At 73.0% G+C, this 15,139-nt stretch carries 14 protein-coding genes; 3 read left to right on the top strand and 11 right to left on the bottom strand.

The window, feature by feature from the left end; translation table 11 throughout:
- Positions 1-37 precede the first annotated feature (37 nt).
- A complete protein-coding gene (locus ACH01S_RS00980; RefSeq protein ID WP_083980125.1) occupies positions 38-673 on the bottom strand; it encodes a PaaI family thioesterase in 636 nt (211 codons plus the stop codon).
- 179 nt (positions 674-852) lie between these two features.
- Here ACH01S_RS00980 and ACH01S_RS00975 point away from each other — a divergent pair, with 179 nt between their 5' ends.
- A complete protein-coding gene (locus ACH01S_RS00975) occupies positions 853-1,335 on the top strand; it encodes a DUF4870 domain-containing protein (protein WP_148344552.1) in 483 nt (160 codons plus the stop codon).
- Positions 1,336-1,350: 15 nt separating this feature from the next.
- Here ACH01S_RS00975 and ACH01S_RS00970 read toward each other — a convergent pair whose 3' ends face one another.
- The 3 genes from ACH01S_RS00970 to ACH01S_RS00960 form a co-directional block, all read right to left on the bottom strand.
- Positions 1,351-2,175: a TIGR03619 family F420-dependent LLM class oxidoreductase gene (locus ACH01S_RS00970; RefSeq protein ID WP_067884146.1), complete on the bottom strand. Its 825-nt coding sequence runs from the start codon at positions 2,173-2,175 to the stop codon at positions 1,351-1,353.
- Positions 2,176-2,263: 88 nt separating this feature from the next.
- Positions 2,264-3,010 (bottom strand): hypothetical protein, encoded by a 747-nt coding sequence (locus ACH01S_RS00965; RefSeq protein ID WP_067884144.1) that lies wholly within the window; start codon positions 3,008-3,010, stop codon positions 2,264-2,266.
- A gap of 36 nt (positions 3,011-3,046) precedes the next feature.
- Complete coding sequence (locus ACH01S_RS00960) at positions 3,047-3,715, bottom strand: cyclase family protein (RefSeq protein WP_067884142.1); 669 nt, start codon at positions 3,713-3,715, stop codon at positions 3,047-3,049.
- 45 nt (positions 3,716-3,760) lie between these two features.
- Here ACH01S_RS00960 and ACH01S_RS00955 point away from each other — a divergent pair, with 45 nt between their 5' ends.
- Both ACH01S_RS00955 and ACH01S_RS00950 read left to right on the top strand, forming a co-directional pair.
- Complete coding sequence (locus tag ACH01S_RS00955) at positions 3,761-4,591, top strand: HipA family kinase (RefSeq protein ID WP_067884140.1); 831 nt, start codon at positions 3,761-3,763, stop codon at positions 4,589-4,591.
- Positions 4,588-4,998, top strand: a complete 411-nt coding sequence (locus ACH01S_RS00950; protein WP_067884133.1) for a DUF3037 domain-containing protein — start codon at positions 4,588-4,590, stop codon at positions 4,996-4,998. The genes ACH01S_RS00955 and ACH01S_RS00950 overlap by 4 nt, the downstream gene beginning before the upstream one ends.
- 6 nt (positions 4,999-5,004) lie before the next feature.
- On the opposite strand, the gene ACH01S_RS00945 is transcribed toward ACH01S_RS00950, so the two are convergent.
- The 7 genes from ACH01S_RS00945 to ispG all read right to left on the bottom strand — a co-directional run bounded on the left by ACH01S_RS00945 (position 5,005) and on the right by ispG (position 15,124).
- Complete coding sequence (locus ACH01S_RS00945) at positions 5,005-5,913, bottom strand: hypothetical protein (protein WP_067884128.1); 909 nt, start codon at positions 5,911-5,913, stop codon at positions 5,005-5,007.
- Between the two features lie 256 nt (positions 5,914-6,169).
- A complete protein-coding gene (locus ACH01S_RS00940) occupies positions 6,170-7,222 on the bottom strand; it encodes a helix-turn-helix domain-containing protein (RefSeq protein WP_148344551.1) in 1,053 nt (350 codons plus the stop codon).
- A 123-nt stretch (positions 7,223-7,345) separates the two neighbouring features.
- On the bottom strand, positions 7,346-8,188 hold the full coding sequence (locus ACH01S_RS00935; protein ID WP_067884122.1) for a GNAT family N-acetyltransferase: 843 nt from the start codon (positions 8,186-8,188) through the stop codon (positions 7,346-7,348).
- Between the two features lie 158 nt (positions 8,189-8,346).
- Positions 8,347-9,936, bottom strand: a complete 1,590-nt coding sequence (locus tag ACH01S_RS00930; RefSeq protein ID WP_067884119.1) for an alpha/beta hydrolase — start codon at positions 9,934-9,936, stop codon at positions 8,347-8,349.
- Between the two features lie 148 nt (positions 9,937-10,084).
- Positions 10,085-11,686, bottom strand: a complete 1,602-nt coding sequence (locus ACH01S_RS00925) for an alpha/beta hydrolase (protein WP_067884116.1) — start codon at positions 11,684-11,686, stop codon at positions 10,085-10,087.
- A gap of 288 nt (positions 11,687-11,974) precedes the next feature.
- Positions 11,975-13,630 carry an alpha/beta hydrolase gene (locus ACH01S_RS00920; protein WP_187414055.1) on the bottom strand — a complete coding sequence of 552 codons (1,656 nt, stop codon included), beginning with the start codon at positions 13,628-13,630 and terminating at the stop codon, positions 11,975-11,977.
- A 300-nt stretch (positions 13,631-13,930) separates the two neighbouring features.
- The gene (gene ispG, locus ACH01S_RS00915) at positions 13,931-15,124 is read right to left on the bottom strand and encodes a flavodoxin-dependent (E)-4-hydroxy-3-methylbut-2-enyl-diphosphate synthase (RefSeq protein ID WP_370671554.1); all 1,194 of its coding nucleotides are present in this window, start codon (positions 15,122-15,124) and stop codon (positions 13,931-13,933) included.
- Between the last annotated feature and the right edge of the window lie 15 nt (positions 15,125-15,139).

The raw sequence follows: 15,139 nt of genomic DNA, 5'->3' as shown, positions 1-15,139 counted from the left end.
CGCCCTGTCTACCGACGGCCCGTCAGCGGTCCCGGTCTCAGTACTGGGACGTGACGAAGCGCTGCGGCATGACGAACAGGGCGGTGGCCTCGACGGTGACGCGGCCGTCCGGGGCGGCGATCGTCCCGGACGCGAACACCTTGCGGCCCTCCACGCGGCTCGCCTTCGCCTCGGCGAGCAGCGGGACGCCGAGCGGCGTCGGCCGCCGGTAGCGCAGCTCCAGGGACGCGGTCATGCCGGGCGTCCCGGTCGCGGCCGCCGCCATGCCGAGGACCTGGTCGAGCACCATCGCGGACACGCCGCCGTGCACGTACGACGGCGGCCCCTCGTAGACGGGGCCGAGCGTGAACTCGCCGCGGACGATGCCGTCCGAGGTGACCTCCAGCTCGATCGGCGGCGCGAGCGGGTTCAGCGGGCCGGTGACGGGGTTGGCGAGCTGCCGGTCCATGCGGACGCCGTCCGGGGACGCGGCGAACGGCGGCGCGCCGTCGCGCTCCGCGCCGAGGCGGGCGGTGAGGGCGGCGACCTCGGCGGCGACGGCGGCCGCCTCGGCGGCGTCCACGCCGGTGAGCACGGCTGCCTCGGTCAGCTCGCGGACGCGCGCGGCGAGCCCGGCCAGCGCCGCGGCCCCGGCCGCGTCGAGCCTTCGGCGGTCGTCCGGCATCGCGGTCATGCATCCCTCCCGAGCGGGACGCCCCCTGCGTCCCGATGAGTCGAACGCGATTCTAAGATGTCCGGCGGACCGTTCCGAACGCCGGGGTCGATCAGTTGGACGGTCGCATGCCCGGCGCGCCCGGTTTTGGATAGGTTCTGCGTGACTCCCGACCGCCCCCGGACCAGAGGGAACGAGCAGTGACCGACCAGCCCCCGTACGGACCGCCGCCAGGTCAGCCGCCCGGGCCGCCCCCGCCCGGCGGGCACTACGACCCGCGCTGGGGGTACGGGCCGCCCGGGGTCCCGAACGGCATGCCGCGGCCCGGGCACGGCGAGGAGACGACCTGGGCGCTCTTCTCCTACATCGGGATCGTCGTGATCGGGTTCCTCGCGCCGCTGGTCATCTACTGCGTGAAGAAGAACAGCTCGCCGTTCACGAGGTACCACGCGGCGCAGGCGCTGAACTACGAGATCACCCTGCTGATCCACATGCTCGCGGTGGCCGCCCTCTGCGTGCCGCCCGCGATCGTGCTGTCGCCCTGGTTCCTCGTCGCGCTCGCCGCCCCGTACCTGGAGTCGTTGATCGGGCAGTTCGTGTTCGCCATCATCGGCGCGGTGAAGGCCGGGAAGGGGGAGTACGTCCGCTTCCCGACGTTCTTCTGCTTCCGGATGATCCGCTAGCCGACGGGCGCGGGGTCAGAGGTAGGCACGGGCGTACTCGTCCAGGAGGGGCAGGACGGCGTCGCGTCCCGCGCCGGGCGCGCGCAGCACGACCTCCTCGATCCCGAGGGACGCGTAGTAGTCCAGCTTCTCCGGGGTCGGGCTCGTGCCGAACGGGACGACCGGCACCGTCTCGCGCCCGGCCGCCGCGCAGGCGCGGCGCAGGTCGGGCAGCGCCTCGCGGACGCCCGCCCCGCCGATCGGCAGCCACCCGTCGCCGTACTCGGCGATGTGCGCGAACAGCGTCGGCCCCGGCGCGCCGCCGAGCAGCACCGGCACCCGCCGGGACGGCTTCGGCCACGACCAGCACGCGTCGAAGTCCACGAACTCGCCCTTGAAGGACGCCTCGTCGTCCGTCCACAGGGCGCGCATGGCGAGGACGTGCTCGCGCGCCATCGCCCGCCGCCGCTTCCAGGGGACGCCGTGGTCCGCGCCCTCCTCGGCGTTCCAGCCGAAGCCGACGCCGAGCGCGAGCCGCCCGCCCGCGAGCCGGTCGAGGGTGGCGACGGCCTTCGCGGTGACGATCGGGTCGCGCTGGGCGGGGAGCAGGACGCCCGTGCCGAGCGTGATCCGCTCCGTCACCGCGGCCGCGGCGGCGAGCGCGACGAGCGGGTCGAGCGTCCGCGCGTACTCGGCGGGCAGGGCCGCGTCGCCGGTCGGCGGCGGCGTCGCGCGGGACACCGGGATGTGGGTGTGCTCAGGCACGTAGACGGACGCGAACCCGCGCTCCTCCGCCGCGCGCGCCAGCTCGTGCGGCGCCATGGTCCGGTCGGTCGCGAACATCGTGATCCCGAGCCGCATCCCGCGGCCTCCTCTCGGCGGCGGACATCCGGCCGCCCACCCTACCGACCGAACCAAACAGCCGCTCGGTTGGGGACGGGACACCCGGTCAGAACGCGCAGACCGCGACCGTCGCGTCGTCGTGCGGCTTCCCGCGCGGCCAGCGGACGGCCCGGGGGTCGGTGCGCTCGACCGCGCGCGTCCGCTCGATCAGCGCCCCGGGCCCGGCCGGTCCCGAGGCGAGGTCGGCGAGGCCCTTCCAGTCGGTGACGCCGAACAGGTCGGCGAGCCGGGTGGCGCCGTCGGTCAGCAGCAGGACGCGGGTCAGCTCGGCCGCCGGGACGGTCCCGGTGATCGCCGCGTCCGCCACCGCCGGGTCGGCCGCCGCGTAGTACGGCCCGCCGGTGATCGGCCGGAGGCCGCCGGGCCCGTCCAGGATCAGCGTGGAGTCGGCGAGGACCAGGTAGTCGACCAGCTCGCCGCGCCGCCGCACCGCCAGCACGGTCGCCGCGGGCGTCGTGGCGAGGCGCAGGTCGCAGGTGGTCCGGTGCGCGGCGGCGACGTCCGCGATCGCCCCGGCGAGCCGCGCCACGAGCGGGCGCTCCCGGGGCCGGTGCGCGCCCTCCGGCGGGCCGACCGGCGCGCCCGCGGTCGGGCCGAGGCCGTCCAGCAGCCGGGCGAGCAGCCGGGCGCCGAGCGAGCGCGCGTACCAGGCGGTGCCGTGGACGCAGCCGAGGTCGGTGCCGAGCGGCAGCCCGCACCCGTCGAGGACGACGACGGCCCCCGCGGCCGCCGCCACGAAGTCCTCGTTGCCGCGTTCGGCGCTGCCCAGCTCGGTCGCCCACGAGACCCTCACGGCACCGTCCCTCCGCTCGCCCGTTCCCAGTATGGGTCACCATCCGACCCGCGCCACGGCGCGGACGGGGGCGCCGTCGGCGCCCGCGAGGGCGATCGGGAACAGCGACACCTCGATCGCGCGGCCCGCGTCGCGCGCGGCGAGGACGCGGCCGAGCCCAGTGAGGTTCTCGGCGATCACCGCGCCCGCGCCGCACAGGACGCGGTGTGCCGCGAGGGAGAAGTCGTCCGCGCCGGGCGGCGGAGTGCGGTCGACGCTGAGCGCGTCGATGCCGACCGTCCGCACCCCGGCGGCGACGATCGCCTCCGCCGTCTCCGGCGCCGGGTACGGGTGGGCGAGGTAGTCGTCGCTCCCCCAGTGCTCGGACCAGCCCGTCGCGATGAGCAGGACGACGCCGGGCGCGAGCCCGTCCGGGAGCAGGTCGGGGCCGATGGGGGCGCGGGGCGGCAGGCCGCGCGCGTCCATGACGGCGGCGGGTCCGGTGAAGCGGGACAGGGGCAGCTCGTCCAGGCGGGGCAGCGCGTCGTCGACGTGGAACGGCGCGTCCACGTGCGTGCCGGTCTGCGAGCCCATGTGCAGGCGGAGCACGTTCACGCCCGCGTCCGCGACGGTCAGCGCCGGGACGGCCTCCACCTCCGGGTCGCCCGGGTACACGGGCATGCCCGTGGTGATCGGCACGGACAGGTCGAGCAGCTCAACGCCCATGCCGCCGATTATCCCGGCCCGCCGCCGACCCGGTAGCGTTGCGACGTGTTGCCACATGTGACGGCCATCCGCTACGTCACGCCATTGCGCGAGGGCGGGTCGCTGCCGGGCGTCGTCGAGGCCGACGATCTCGGGACCTATGTCATGAAGTTCCACGGCGCCGGGCAGGGCCGCAAGGCGCTGATCGCCGAGGTGATCGCCGGCGAGCTGGCGCGCCGGCTCGGCTTCCGGGTCCCCGACCAGGTGCTCATCGACCTCGACCCCGCCATCGGGCGGCACGAGCCCGACCCCGACGTGCAGGACCTGCTCAAGGCGAGCCCCGGCTGGAACCTCGGCGTCGACTTCCTGCCCGGGTCGCTCGGGTTCGACCCGCTCGGCTGGAGCCCCGACCCCGACTTCGCGTCCCGCGTGCTGTGGCTGGACGCCTTCATCGGGAACGTCGACCGGAGCTGGCGCAACCCGAACATGCTGGTCTGGCACGGCGACGTGTGGCTGATCGACCACGGCGCGAGCCTGATCTTCCACCACGCCTGGACGAACGCGACCCGCCTGTTCTCCGGCCCCTACGACGTGGACGACCACGTCCTCACCCCGTACGCGACCCGGCTGGAGGCCGCCGAGGCCGAGCTCGCGCCGAAGCTCACCGAGGGCCTGCTGCGCGAGGTGACCGCGCTCGTGCCCGACCCGTGGCTGGACGGCGAGCCCGGCTTCGCCGGCCCGCAGGCGCTGCGCGACGCCTACGTCGACATCCTGCTGCCCCGCGCCGGGAAGCCGCGCGACTGGCTGCCGGACCTCGACGTCGCCGGGCGGGCGTCCGGGACGCCCGCGCCGCGCGGCCGGAACCGGCCGGACTGGCTCGGCGGCGGCGCGCCATGAGCCCCGGGAGCAACATCAGGACGGCGGACCAGCCCACCGTGTTCGAGTACGCGGTGCTGCGGGTCGTGCCGCGGGTCGAGCGCGGCGAGGCGATGAACGTCGGCGTGGTCGTGTACTGCCGGGCCCTCGACTACCTCGGCTGCCGCGTCCACCTGGACGAGCCGCGCCTGCTGGCCCTCGACCCCTCGCTCGACATGGAGGGCGTCCGCGCGGCGCTCAAGGGCGTGGACGCGGTCTGCTGCGGCGGCGAGCGCGCCGGGCAGGCCGCCGCGGAGCCGCCGGGCGCGCGGTTCCGGTGGCTGACCGCGCCGCGCAGCACGATCGTCCAGCCGGGGCCGGTGCACGCCGGGCTCACCGACGACCCGGCCGCCGAGCTGGATCGGCTCCTCGACCTCCTGGTCAGGTAGCGCGGATCACGTCCACTCCCAGCGGATGCCGTGGTAGCCCGCGGCCATCCCGAACTCGATGAAGTGGACGCTGTGGTAGCTGGACAGCCGCAGGTCGGCGGAGTCCTTGAGCGCGGTGTGGCCGTCGGGGCGCCACGTCCGGTAGCACCGGGCGGGCAGCGCCGACGGGTGGAACCGCACCTCGATGAGGTACTCGTGCTGGGGCGCGCGGAAGCCGCGGCCCTCCTCGTTCACCGGCGGGCCCGTCTCGTCGAACCCGAACCCGTACTCCAGCAGGTAGGTCTCGCCGCGGCCGAGCGACCGGTCGAACAGCAGCTCGGCGGCGATGAGGCCGCTGGCCTCGTCCATCCGGACGCGCCCGAACCGGCACCCGCGCACGGTGCGCGAGGACGGCAGGACGCCCTGCGGATGGTGGTACACGGCGATCCACCGGTCGACGCCGCGCTGCTGCGCCTGGAAGACCGCGCGGACGCGGACCTCGTGCAGCTCCCGGCGGCGGCCGATGAGGTACTGGTCGTGCATGCTGAGCCCGGTGAGCTGCCGCTCGCCGCGATCGCCGATCTCGTTCAGCAGATCGCGGACGCCCGGCTCCGGGCACAGCTCCTCCACCGGCAGCCACGGCCCGGTGGAGCGTTCTGCCGTGGGCTTCAGCAGCGTCAGCAATGAATGACGCGGCAGTTCGAGGATGACCTCCAGGCCCCGCACGGCGCGCATCGAGTCGGCGCGCTCCGGCCTCGTCCGGCCGCGCTGCCAGTAGCTCAGCGTGGACAGGCTGACCGCGATGCCCTGCTCCTCCAGGCGCCGGCGCAGCGAGTCGAGGCTGAGCCCGCGTGCCTGGATCGCCGCGTGCAGGGCGACGTTGAAGGGACCGTACTGCAGGACCTGTAGGAGATCGTCCTCTGCGACACTCTGCATTTTTCGGCCTCCGGATCCGCTCCGGCCGGCCCCCGCACAACGGCCTTGACTACTGCAATTGCAACTTCAGCGCTCACTGTAAGTCCCCCGTGGCCCGATGCCAACAGGCAACTTGCTACAACCGTGAGCCCCGGCGACCGCATCGCCGAGCACCGGAACCCCGGACCGTGCCTGGCGACGCATCCTACCCGCGCCGTCCGCGAGATGCCCGCAAATCGGACACGTGGCTGCCATTCCTCCTTCCCATGCCATTGCGTCAATGCCATTCCCATTCGATGCCGACGATGCCGCGCCGGACGGCCCCGACCGCGATGTTCGCGCTGCCCGACGTCCCGATCCACAGCTCGCCGAGCCGCTGCCGGGGCGCCTCGGAGCTCTCGGCGGTGTAGCCGTAGCAGCGGGCGGGCAGCCGCTCGCCCTCGAACTGGATGATCGCCACGTAGTCGTGGACGGGATGGGCGAAGCGCCGGTCGTAGCTGTCATAGGCGGGCTCCTCGACGGGGCCGATCTCGTACTCGACGACGGCGGTGTCCCCCGCCGACAGGACGCGGTCGAAGACCAGCTCGAACGCGACCATCCCGCCCTCGGCGCGGACCCGGCCGGGACGGCAGTACCGCACCTCGGCGAGCCCCGCCGTCGCGCTGGCGGTCGCGGCGGCCTGACCGGTTGCGGCCGCCGCCGGGTCGGCGGCGGCCATCACGCCGCTCGCCGTCACGCCGGACGCGCCGGCCGTCCCCGCCGCGCCCACGCCGTCCTCGGAGAAGCCCGCGGCGTGGCCGTCGCCGGTGTTGCCCGGCTGCCGCGCCCCGGCGATCTGGTGGACGCACACGACCCGGTCGATGTCGTCGCCCGCAGCGCGCAGCACGGTGCGCACCGACAGCGTCCACGAGCGGCGGACCTCGTTGAGCCGGAAGACGTCGTGGATGCTGAGGCGTTCGAGGCGGTGGTCGCCCGACCGGTCGAGCTGGCCGACGAGGTCGGCGTACCGCTCGGGGTCGGGCCACAGATCGCGCGCCGGGCGGTTGCGCTCCCCCGTGCCCGGCGGACCCGCCGCGAGCCCGCCGCGCACCTGCGGCGCGGTGGGCGCGGGATCGTCCAGCAATTCGGTCAGCGTACCCGGCGGCACCTGGAGGATCTCCTCCAGCGCGACGACCACTGCGCGCGAGCGCGGCCTGCTGCGACCACGCTGCCAGTAGCTGAGCGTGGCCACGCTGACGGCCAGTCCGCGCCTGCCGAGCCGGTGGCGGATCCGTTCCAGAGTCAGCCCGCTGGCCTGAATGGCCTGGCGTAATGCCCCGGCAAACTCCACGGCCGGATGGTACCCGTCCGCGAAGATCGATTCAGGGATCCGGATAGACCAGGCAGGCAATGACAAGTCAGTTGAATCAGACAGACGACGTGGAACGCGGCATGTATGCAAAGAATGCCGACGTCAGAAAAGAATCGACATGAACGAACCGAGCTCGGTGAATCCGACACGCCGGTAGGCGGCGCGTGCCCGCGTGTTGTAGTCGTTGACGTAGAGCGACACCGTCGGCGCGATCGCGCGCAGCGCCTCCCCGACCACCGCCGCCATTCCGGACACCGACCGGCCCTGCCCGCGCAAATCCGGCGGCACCCACACGCCCTGCACCTGGCAGGCGCGGGGGGTGACGGCGCCGACCTCCGCCTTGAACGTGACGCGGCCGTCCTCGATGCGGGCGAAGGCGCGGCCGTCGCGGATCAGCTCGGCGACGCGGGCCCGGTAGAGGACGCCGCCGTCCCCGGTGTTCGGCGAGACGCCGACCTCCTCGGTGAACATCGACACGCACGCGGGGTAGACGATGTCGAACTCGTCCATCCGGACGCGGCGGACGGCCGGGTCGGGCGGCACGTCCGGAACGTCGGACGTCGCCATGACGGGCTGGGCGGCCCGCACCGCCCGCGGCGGCCCCCAGTAGGGCGCGAGGATCTCCCAGAGCTCCCCCACGGCCCCCACGGGCCCCACGATGGACGAGCACCGCCTCCCCTGCGCCCGGGCCCGCTCGGCGAACGCACGGACCGCCTCGGGGCCCGCGGCGACCGGGATGAGGTTCGCGCCCGAGTAGCACAGCGAGACGAGCCGCCCGTCGCGCATGTAACCCCACATCTGGGCGCCGAGCCGGCGGGGGTCGAGCCCCGCGGCGTGGACGCGCGACCCGACGAACACGTTGGAGACCGGGTCGGCGTCGAGGATCGCGAGGGCCTCCGCGCGGTGCCGGTCGTCCAGCACGCGGACCGGCAGCGAGCCCAGCATGCGCACGGCTACCGGCTCCGGGACGGGAACGGCCGCCGCTGGGCCCTCACCACTGAAAGCTCCACGTGGCCAAGCCTATGTGGTCGGCGGTCCGCGCACCCCCCGCGGCCCCGGAGACGGCGCGGACCGGCCGCCGGCGGCCTCCCGGAGGCGACCGCTCAGTGCTGCGCGGCGGGGTGCTCCGCCCGCGCCGGCCGCTTGCCCCCGGCGGGCTCGGGCTCGGGCGGGGCGGCGCAGGTCGCGTCCGGCCCCGGCCTGCCCGCGGGGACGCGGCCGTCGGCGAGGTAGCCGGCGACGGCGCCGTCGACGCACCGGTCGCCGGACATCGCGACGCCGTGGTTGCGCCCTCCGACCTGCGCGATCAGCCGCGACGACGGGAAGGCGCGGTGCGTTTCGAGCGCGCCCGGGTACGGGGTGGCCGCGTCCTCGGTCGCCTGGACGAGCAGCAGCGGCGGCAGCGCCGCGGTCCCGGCCACGCGGGGCGGCGGGCCGCCGGGCCCCGGCCAGAACGCGCAGGGCGCGTTGTACCAGGTGTTGCTCCAGGTCTCGAAACGGTAGCCCTGGCGGTAGAGGCGGTCGCTGTCGGCGTGCCAGCGGCCCCAGGCGCGCGGCCAGGCCGCGTCCCGGCACTGGACGGCGTTGTAGACCGCGTAGTTGTTCTGGTCGAGCCGCCCCGGCGGCTGCCACGCCCTGCGCAGCGGACCCGCGTCGTGCCGGACGACGAGGGCCGACAGCGCCCTGGCGTGCGCGTCCCAGGCGTAGTCGCCGTAGCCGTCGGCGAGGAACACGTCGTCCAGTTCGGACGGGCCGATCTTCCCGTCGAGCGGGTCGGCCTTGAGCGCCCGCCGCGCCTTGGCGTACGCGGCGGCGACCTGCCGCTCCGTCGCGCCCAGCCGGTAGACCTCGTGGTGGCGGGCGATCCAGGCGAAGTAGGCGCGGATCCGCTTCTCGAACGCGACGTTCTGGTCGAGGTTGTCCTTGTACCAGACCCCGCTCGGACGGACGACGCTGTCGAGCACCATGCGGCGGACCCGTCCGGGGAACATCGTCGCGTACACCGCGCCCAGGTAGCTGCCGTAGGAGTAGCCGAAGTAGTTGAGCTTCTCCTGGCCGAGGGCCTGGCGGATCTGGTCCATGTCGCGCGCCCAGTCGGCCGTGCCCATGTGCGGGAGGAGCCTTCCGTACCTGCGGGCGCAGTCGTTCGCGTACGCCCTGGCGCGGTTCGTCCAGGCCCGCTCTTCGGCGGCGTCGGCCGGAATGGTGTCGGGACGTGCGCGGCCGGGGTCCTGGTAGGCCGGGTCGCAGATCATGGACGGTTCGCTCGCCCCGACGCCGCGCGGGTCGAAACCGATCCAGTCGTAGGACGCGGCGACCCCCTTGGGGAGCGAGGACTTGAAGAAAGCGGCAAGGTCGCGTCCGTGCGCGCCCGGGCCGCCCCTGTTCAGCAGGACGACGCCTTGGGAGCGGGACGCGGTGTGCCGGGCGCGGGTCAGTTCGAGCGTGATCTGCTCGCCGCGCGGCCGCGCGTAGTCGAGCGGGACGCGCACCGACGCGCACTGGAGGCCCTTGAGCCGCCCGCCCTCGACCGGGTCCTTGGCGGGGCACGCCCGCCAGGCCGGCCCGGCGGGACGCGGCTCGGGGTCGGCCCGCGGCGCGGCGGCGGCGGGCGCCGCGAGGGCGGCGGCCCCGAGCGTGATCGCGGCGGCGGCCGTCCCGGCGGCGGCCCTCTTCGAAGCATCGTTCAGCACACCCGCTTTCTACCGGAGGGACGCGTCTGACCAGTGCATCCCCGGGATCACGCGATTCCCCTCCGAACCGGGATGTGTCACACGATCGTGCGGCGCGCCCGCCCGCGCTCGGGGACGGGCGGGCACGCCGCGGTCGTGGTCCGGCGTGCTACGGGCGTCCGACCGGGAGGTCCTTGCCCGCGCGCGCTCCGGCGGCCTTCGCCTGCATGGCCGTCGGGTTCGGGTCGTTCAGCTCCGGGACGGCCTTGCAGTAGGCGTCCGGCCCCCGGTGGCTGCCCGGCAGCGCACCCGTGTCGAGGTACGCGGCGACCTTGTCGTCCAGGCAGGCGTTGCCGTTCAGCGTGTTGGCGTGCGTCTTGCCGCCGACCTCGAACACGAGGCGCGAGGACGGGAACACCTTGTGCATCTCAAGCCCGCCCGCGACCGGCGTCGCCGCGTCCTGCGTGGACTGGACGAGCAGCATCCCCGGCAGGCCCTTGGCACCCTGCAGCTTGAGCTTCGGCCCGCCGTTGAACGGCCAGAACGCGATGGGCGCGTTGTACCAGACGTTGCTCCAGGTGTTGAACCGGTAGCCCTGCTTGTACAGCTTCACCGCGTCGTTGTGCCACTTGCTCCAGTTGCGCGGCCACTTGGCGTCCGCCGCCTGGACGGCGTTGTACACGGCGAAGCCGTTGTCGTCCCCGCCGGTGTTGAGCCAGTCGAGGAGGCCCGAGGCGTCCTTGCCGTTGACCCACGCCGACAGCGCCTGCGCGAACGGGATGTAGTAGCCGGTGTTGTACCCGGCGCTCAGGACGATGTCGTCCAGCTCGTCGGGTCCGATCTTCCCGGCGATGGGGGACTTCTTCGCCCCGGCGCGCGTCGCGTAGTACGTGGCCTCGACCGCCTTCTCGGTCTTGCCGAGGTGGTAGACCGAGTCCCACTTGGCGATCCACGCCCACCAGGACTTCATGTTCTTCTCGAACGCCTTGTCCTGTTCGAGCTGGGAGTCGTACCAGACCGTCTTGGGGTTGACGTTGCCGTCGAGGACCATCCGGTCCACGCGCTTGGGGAAGAGCGTGGCGTAGGTGGCGCCGAAGTACGTCCCGTAGGAGAAGCCGTACCAGCTGATCTTCTGCTGGCCGAGGGCGGCGCGGATCGTGTCGATGTCGCGCGCGGCGTCGGTGGTGCGCATGTGCGGCAGCAGCCAGCCGAACTTGGTCGCGCAGTCCTTGGCGTACTTCGCCGACTTCGCGACCCAGGCCGCCTCCTCCTTCTTCGAGGAGGGGACGTAGTCCGGCCTGATCGGGTCGGAGAAGTGCGGGTCGCAGGTCAGCGCGGGCTTGCTGGAGCCGACGCCGCGGGGGTCGAAGCCGATGATGTCGTACTTGGCGGCGACGTCGGCGTGCCCGGTCCCGGCGATCCAGCGGGCGAGGGCGGGCGCGTACGGCAGGCCGGACCCGCCCGGGCCGCCCGGGTTCACGAACAGGACGCCCTTGTAGTTCTTGTCGTCGGTGTGCTTGAACCGCGACACCGCGATGGAGATCTTGCGGCCGCCGGGGCGGGAGTAGTCGAGGGGGACCTCGACCTGGGCGCACTGCGCCTTGTTCATCGGGTCGTCCGGCCCGCTGACCTCGCACTTGCCCCAGTCGACCCCGGTGGCCGCGACCGGCGCGGCGCCGGCCCGCCCGGTGTCGGCGTTCGCGGCGACGGCGGCTCCGGTGCCGCCCGCCGCGACGGCCGCCGCGGCCGTGACGAGAAGAATCCTTTTCACCTGACCCCCTCAGATCGGCGGCTCCGCGGCCCCGGTCGGAGGGCCGGAGGGGGGAGCCCCACCGATGCGTAGCGGATGCGGATTGCGTGGAGATTGTGACGGTCCAGCCGTGTGTGACGGCAGTGCCGGGAAAGAGTGGATGCGGAATCGTGACAAGATCAGCGGAACTTCGTGACGCGGCCGGGCGTTCGCCCCCCGGCGCGACCCGCCCGCCGCGTGTGCTGCGACGGGCGGGTGCGGGGCGTCGGCCCGTGGACCGGCGCGGGTGTCACGTCCCGCGGGGGGACGTCAGCGGATGACGTCCGCCTCGATGCGGACGGCCGCGCCGGCGCCCGTGAGGCTCTTCGCGTTCGCCGCCGCCGGCGGGGTCGGGTCGCCGAGCTGCGGGACGTGGACCGTCCGCGCGCTCGGGCGCTCGCCGCGCAGGAAGTAGGCGTCGAAGTAGGCGTCGACCGCCGCCGAGCCGCGGTGCACGATGCAGTGCGTGCGGTCGCCGTCCTGGACGACGAGGCGCGAGCCCTTGAGGCGGCGCTGCATGTCGAGGGCGCCCGCGTACGGCGTGGCGGCGTCCTCGGTGGACTGGAACATCAGGATGTTGTTCGGCAGGTCGCGCGTGCGGCCGATGTCGACCGGCCTGCCGGGCTTGGCGCCCCAGAACAGGCACGGCGCGTTGAACCAGGCGTTGGCCCAGGTCTCGAACGGGTGCTTGCGCTGGATCCGGTCGTTGTCGCGCTGCCACTTCTTCCAGCTCAGCGGCCACTGGACGTCGGTGCACTGCACGGCGAGGTACACGGCGTTGCCGTTGTCGTCGGAGCCGCCGGTGGTCGGCGCGCCGAAGGTCTGCGCGAACGTCGCGACGTCGCCCTTCACGAGCGCCGAGAGCCCGGCCGCGTACCCGTGCCAGACGGCCTGGCTGCGCCGGTAGCCCGCGTTGAGGATCACGTCGGTCAGCTCGTCCGGCCCGACGGCGAGGGTCTGCTTGGTGTCGGGGTCGGTGTAGCGGAGCGGCTTCTTCGCGAGCGCGCCGCGCAGGCCGTAGAAGAAGGCGCGCACGTCGCTCTGCTTCTTGCCGAGGTGGTACACCGAGTCGTACTTGGCGATCCAGCCGAGGTAGTACTCGAAGTTCTTGTCGAACTGGACGTCCTGGTTGAGGTTCGCGTCGTACCAGGCGTCCGACGGGCCGACGTTGCCGTCCAGCACCATCTTGTCGACCTTCTTCGGGTACACCGTGGCGTACGCCGAGCCGAGGTAGGTGCCGTAGGACGCGCCGTAGTAGTCGAGCTTGTCGTTGCCGAGCGCGCGCCGGATCGACTCGATGTCGTAGACCGAGTCGATGGTCTTGATGTGGTTCAGGAGCCCGATCTTGTCGTTCTTGGCGCAGTTCTCGGCGTAGCCCTTGGTCAGCTTCAGCCAGGTCTTGACGGACGCGCGGTCGCCGGTGCCGTAGTCGGGCCGCGGGGCGTTCGAGTAGTTCCTGTCGCAGGTGAGCGCCGGAACGCTCATGCCGACGCCGCGCGGGTCGAACCCGATGACGTTGTACGCGTCGCGCATGGGAGCGGAGTTCTGCGCGAACACCCGCGGCCCGAAGAGCGCGCCGCCGCCGCCGGGACCGCCGGGGTTGACCACGATGTCGCCCTTGGCCTTGCCCTTGCCGGTGTGCGGCGTCCTGGTGAGCTGGAGCGTGATCTTCTTGCCGCCCGGCTTGGCGTAGTCCAGCGGCACCGACAGCTCGGCGCACTGCACGATCTTCGACACCGGGTAGATCACGTCGTACAGGTCGTGCACCTGCTTGACGAAGTCCGCCGGACAGGCGTGCCACTTCGCAGCGGCGGGTTCGAAGCCTCCGGCCGATCCGGCGGAGGGGCCCGCGGCCTGCGCGCTTGTGGCGCCCAGCCCGGTGAGACCGAGCCCGGCCACCGCGGCCATGACAACGATCCTCTTCACAAATCCCCCTAAACGTGCCGACTCCGATTGAGTCAGACATACGGGTAAATGAGTGAAGATTGTGGCGTCCTGCGCTCGGGGCCCGACAGGGCCCCCCATGAGTGGATGCGGAATCGTGACAAGATCAGCGGAACTTCGTGATCACCGCGGACGTTCCGGATCCGGGGCCGTGCGGCGCGTATATTCAGCGGCCCGAAACCAAGCGTCCGGGCATACCGAAAAGGGCCCCGGGGTGATGTCACCCGGAGCCCTCGTACAGCCTTCTTGTCAGCCCTCAGCCGCTCCCGCGGCGGCCGCCGGTCAGCTCACGACCACCTCGGCGCCCGGACCGGAGACGGCGCCGTCCTCGCCGATCTCGACGCCCATCTCGTCGGCGATGCGCATGGCCTCCTCGATCAGGGTCTCCACGATCTGCGCCTCCGGGACGGTCTTGACGACCTGCCCCTTCACGAAGATCTGCCCCTTGCCGTTCCCGGACGCGACGCCGAGGTCGGCCTCGCGCGCCTCGCCGGGGCCGTTCACCACGCAGCCCATCACCGCGACGCGCAGCGGGACGGGGAAGTCCTTCAGCCCGGCGGTGACGCGCTCGGCCAGCGTGTAGACGTCGACCTGCGCGCGCCCGCAGGACGGGCACGACACGATCTCCAGCCCGCGCTGCCTCAGCCCGAGGGACTCCAGGATCGCGGTGCCGACCTTGACCTCCTCCACGGGCGGCGCGGAAAGGGACACCCGGATCGTGTCGCCGATGCCCTCGGCGAGCAGCGCGCCGAACGCGACCGCGGACTTGATCGTCCCCTGGAAGGCGGGGCCCGCCTCGGTCACGCCGAGGTGCAGCGGGTAGTCGCACGCCGCGGCCAGCCGCCGGTACGCCTCGATCATCACGACCGGGTCGTTGTGCTTGACCGAGATCTTGATGTCGCGGAAGCCGTGCTCCTCGAACAGCGAGCACTCCCAGAGCGCCGACTCGACCAGCGCCTCGGGCGTGGCCTTGCCGTGCTTCTCCAGCAGCCGCTTGTCCAGCGACCCGGCGTTCACCCCGATCCGGATCGGGACCCCGGCGTCGGTCGCCGCGCGGGCGATCTCGCCGACCTTGTCGTCGAACTTCTTGATGTTGCCCGGGTTCACCCGGACGGCGGCGCAGCCCGCGTCGATCGCCGCGAACACGTACTTGGGCTGGAAGTGGATGTCGGCGATCACGGGGATCGGCGACTTGCGGGCGATCGCGGGGAGCGCGTCGGCGTCGTCCTGGGACGGCACCGCGACCCGCACGATCTGGCAGCCCGCGGCGGTCAGCTCTGCGATCTGCTGCAGCGTGGCGTTCACGTCGGCGGTCAGCGTCGTCGTCATCGACTGCACCGACACCGGCGCGTCGCCCCCGACCGGCACGTTCCCGACCATGATCTGCCGGGACTCGCGGCGGGGAGTTCCGAGCCGCGGCGCCCCCTGACCATCGCCCTCGCCGCGGATGTTCGGCATTCCCAGTGAAACGCTCATCCCTCTCCTCTTACT

It is taken from the genome of Actinomadura chibensis NBRC 106107, from assembly GCF_001552135.1.
Classification (GTDB): Bacteria; Actinomycetota; Actinomycetes; order Streptosporangiales; family Streptosporangiaceae; genus Spirillospora; species Spirillospora chibensis.
The sequence above is the reverse complement of the archived record's forward strand: the minus strand, read 5'-3'. Positions and strand labels throughout refer to the sequence as shown.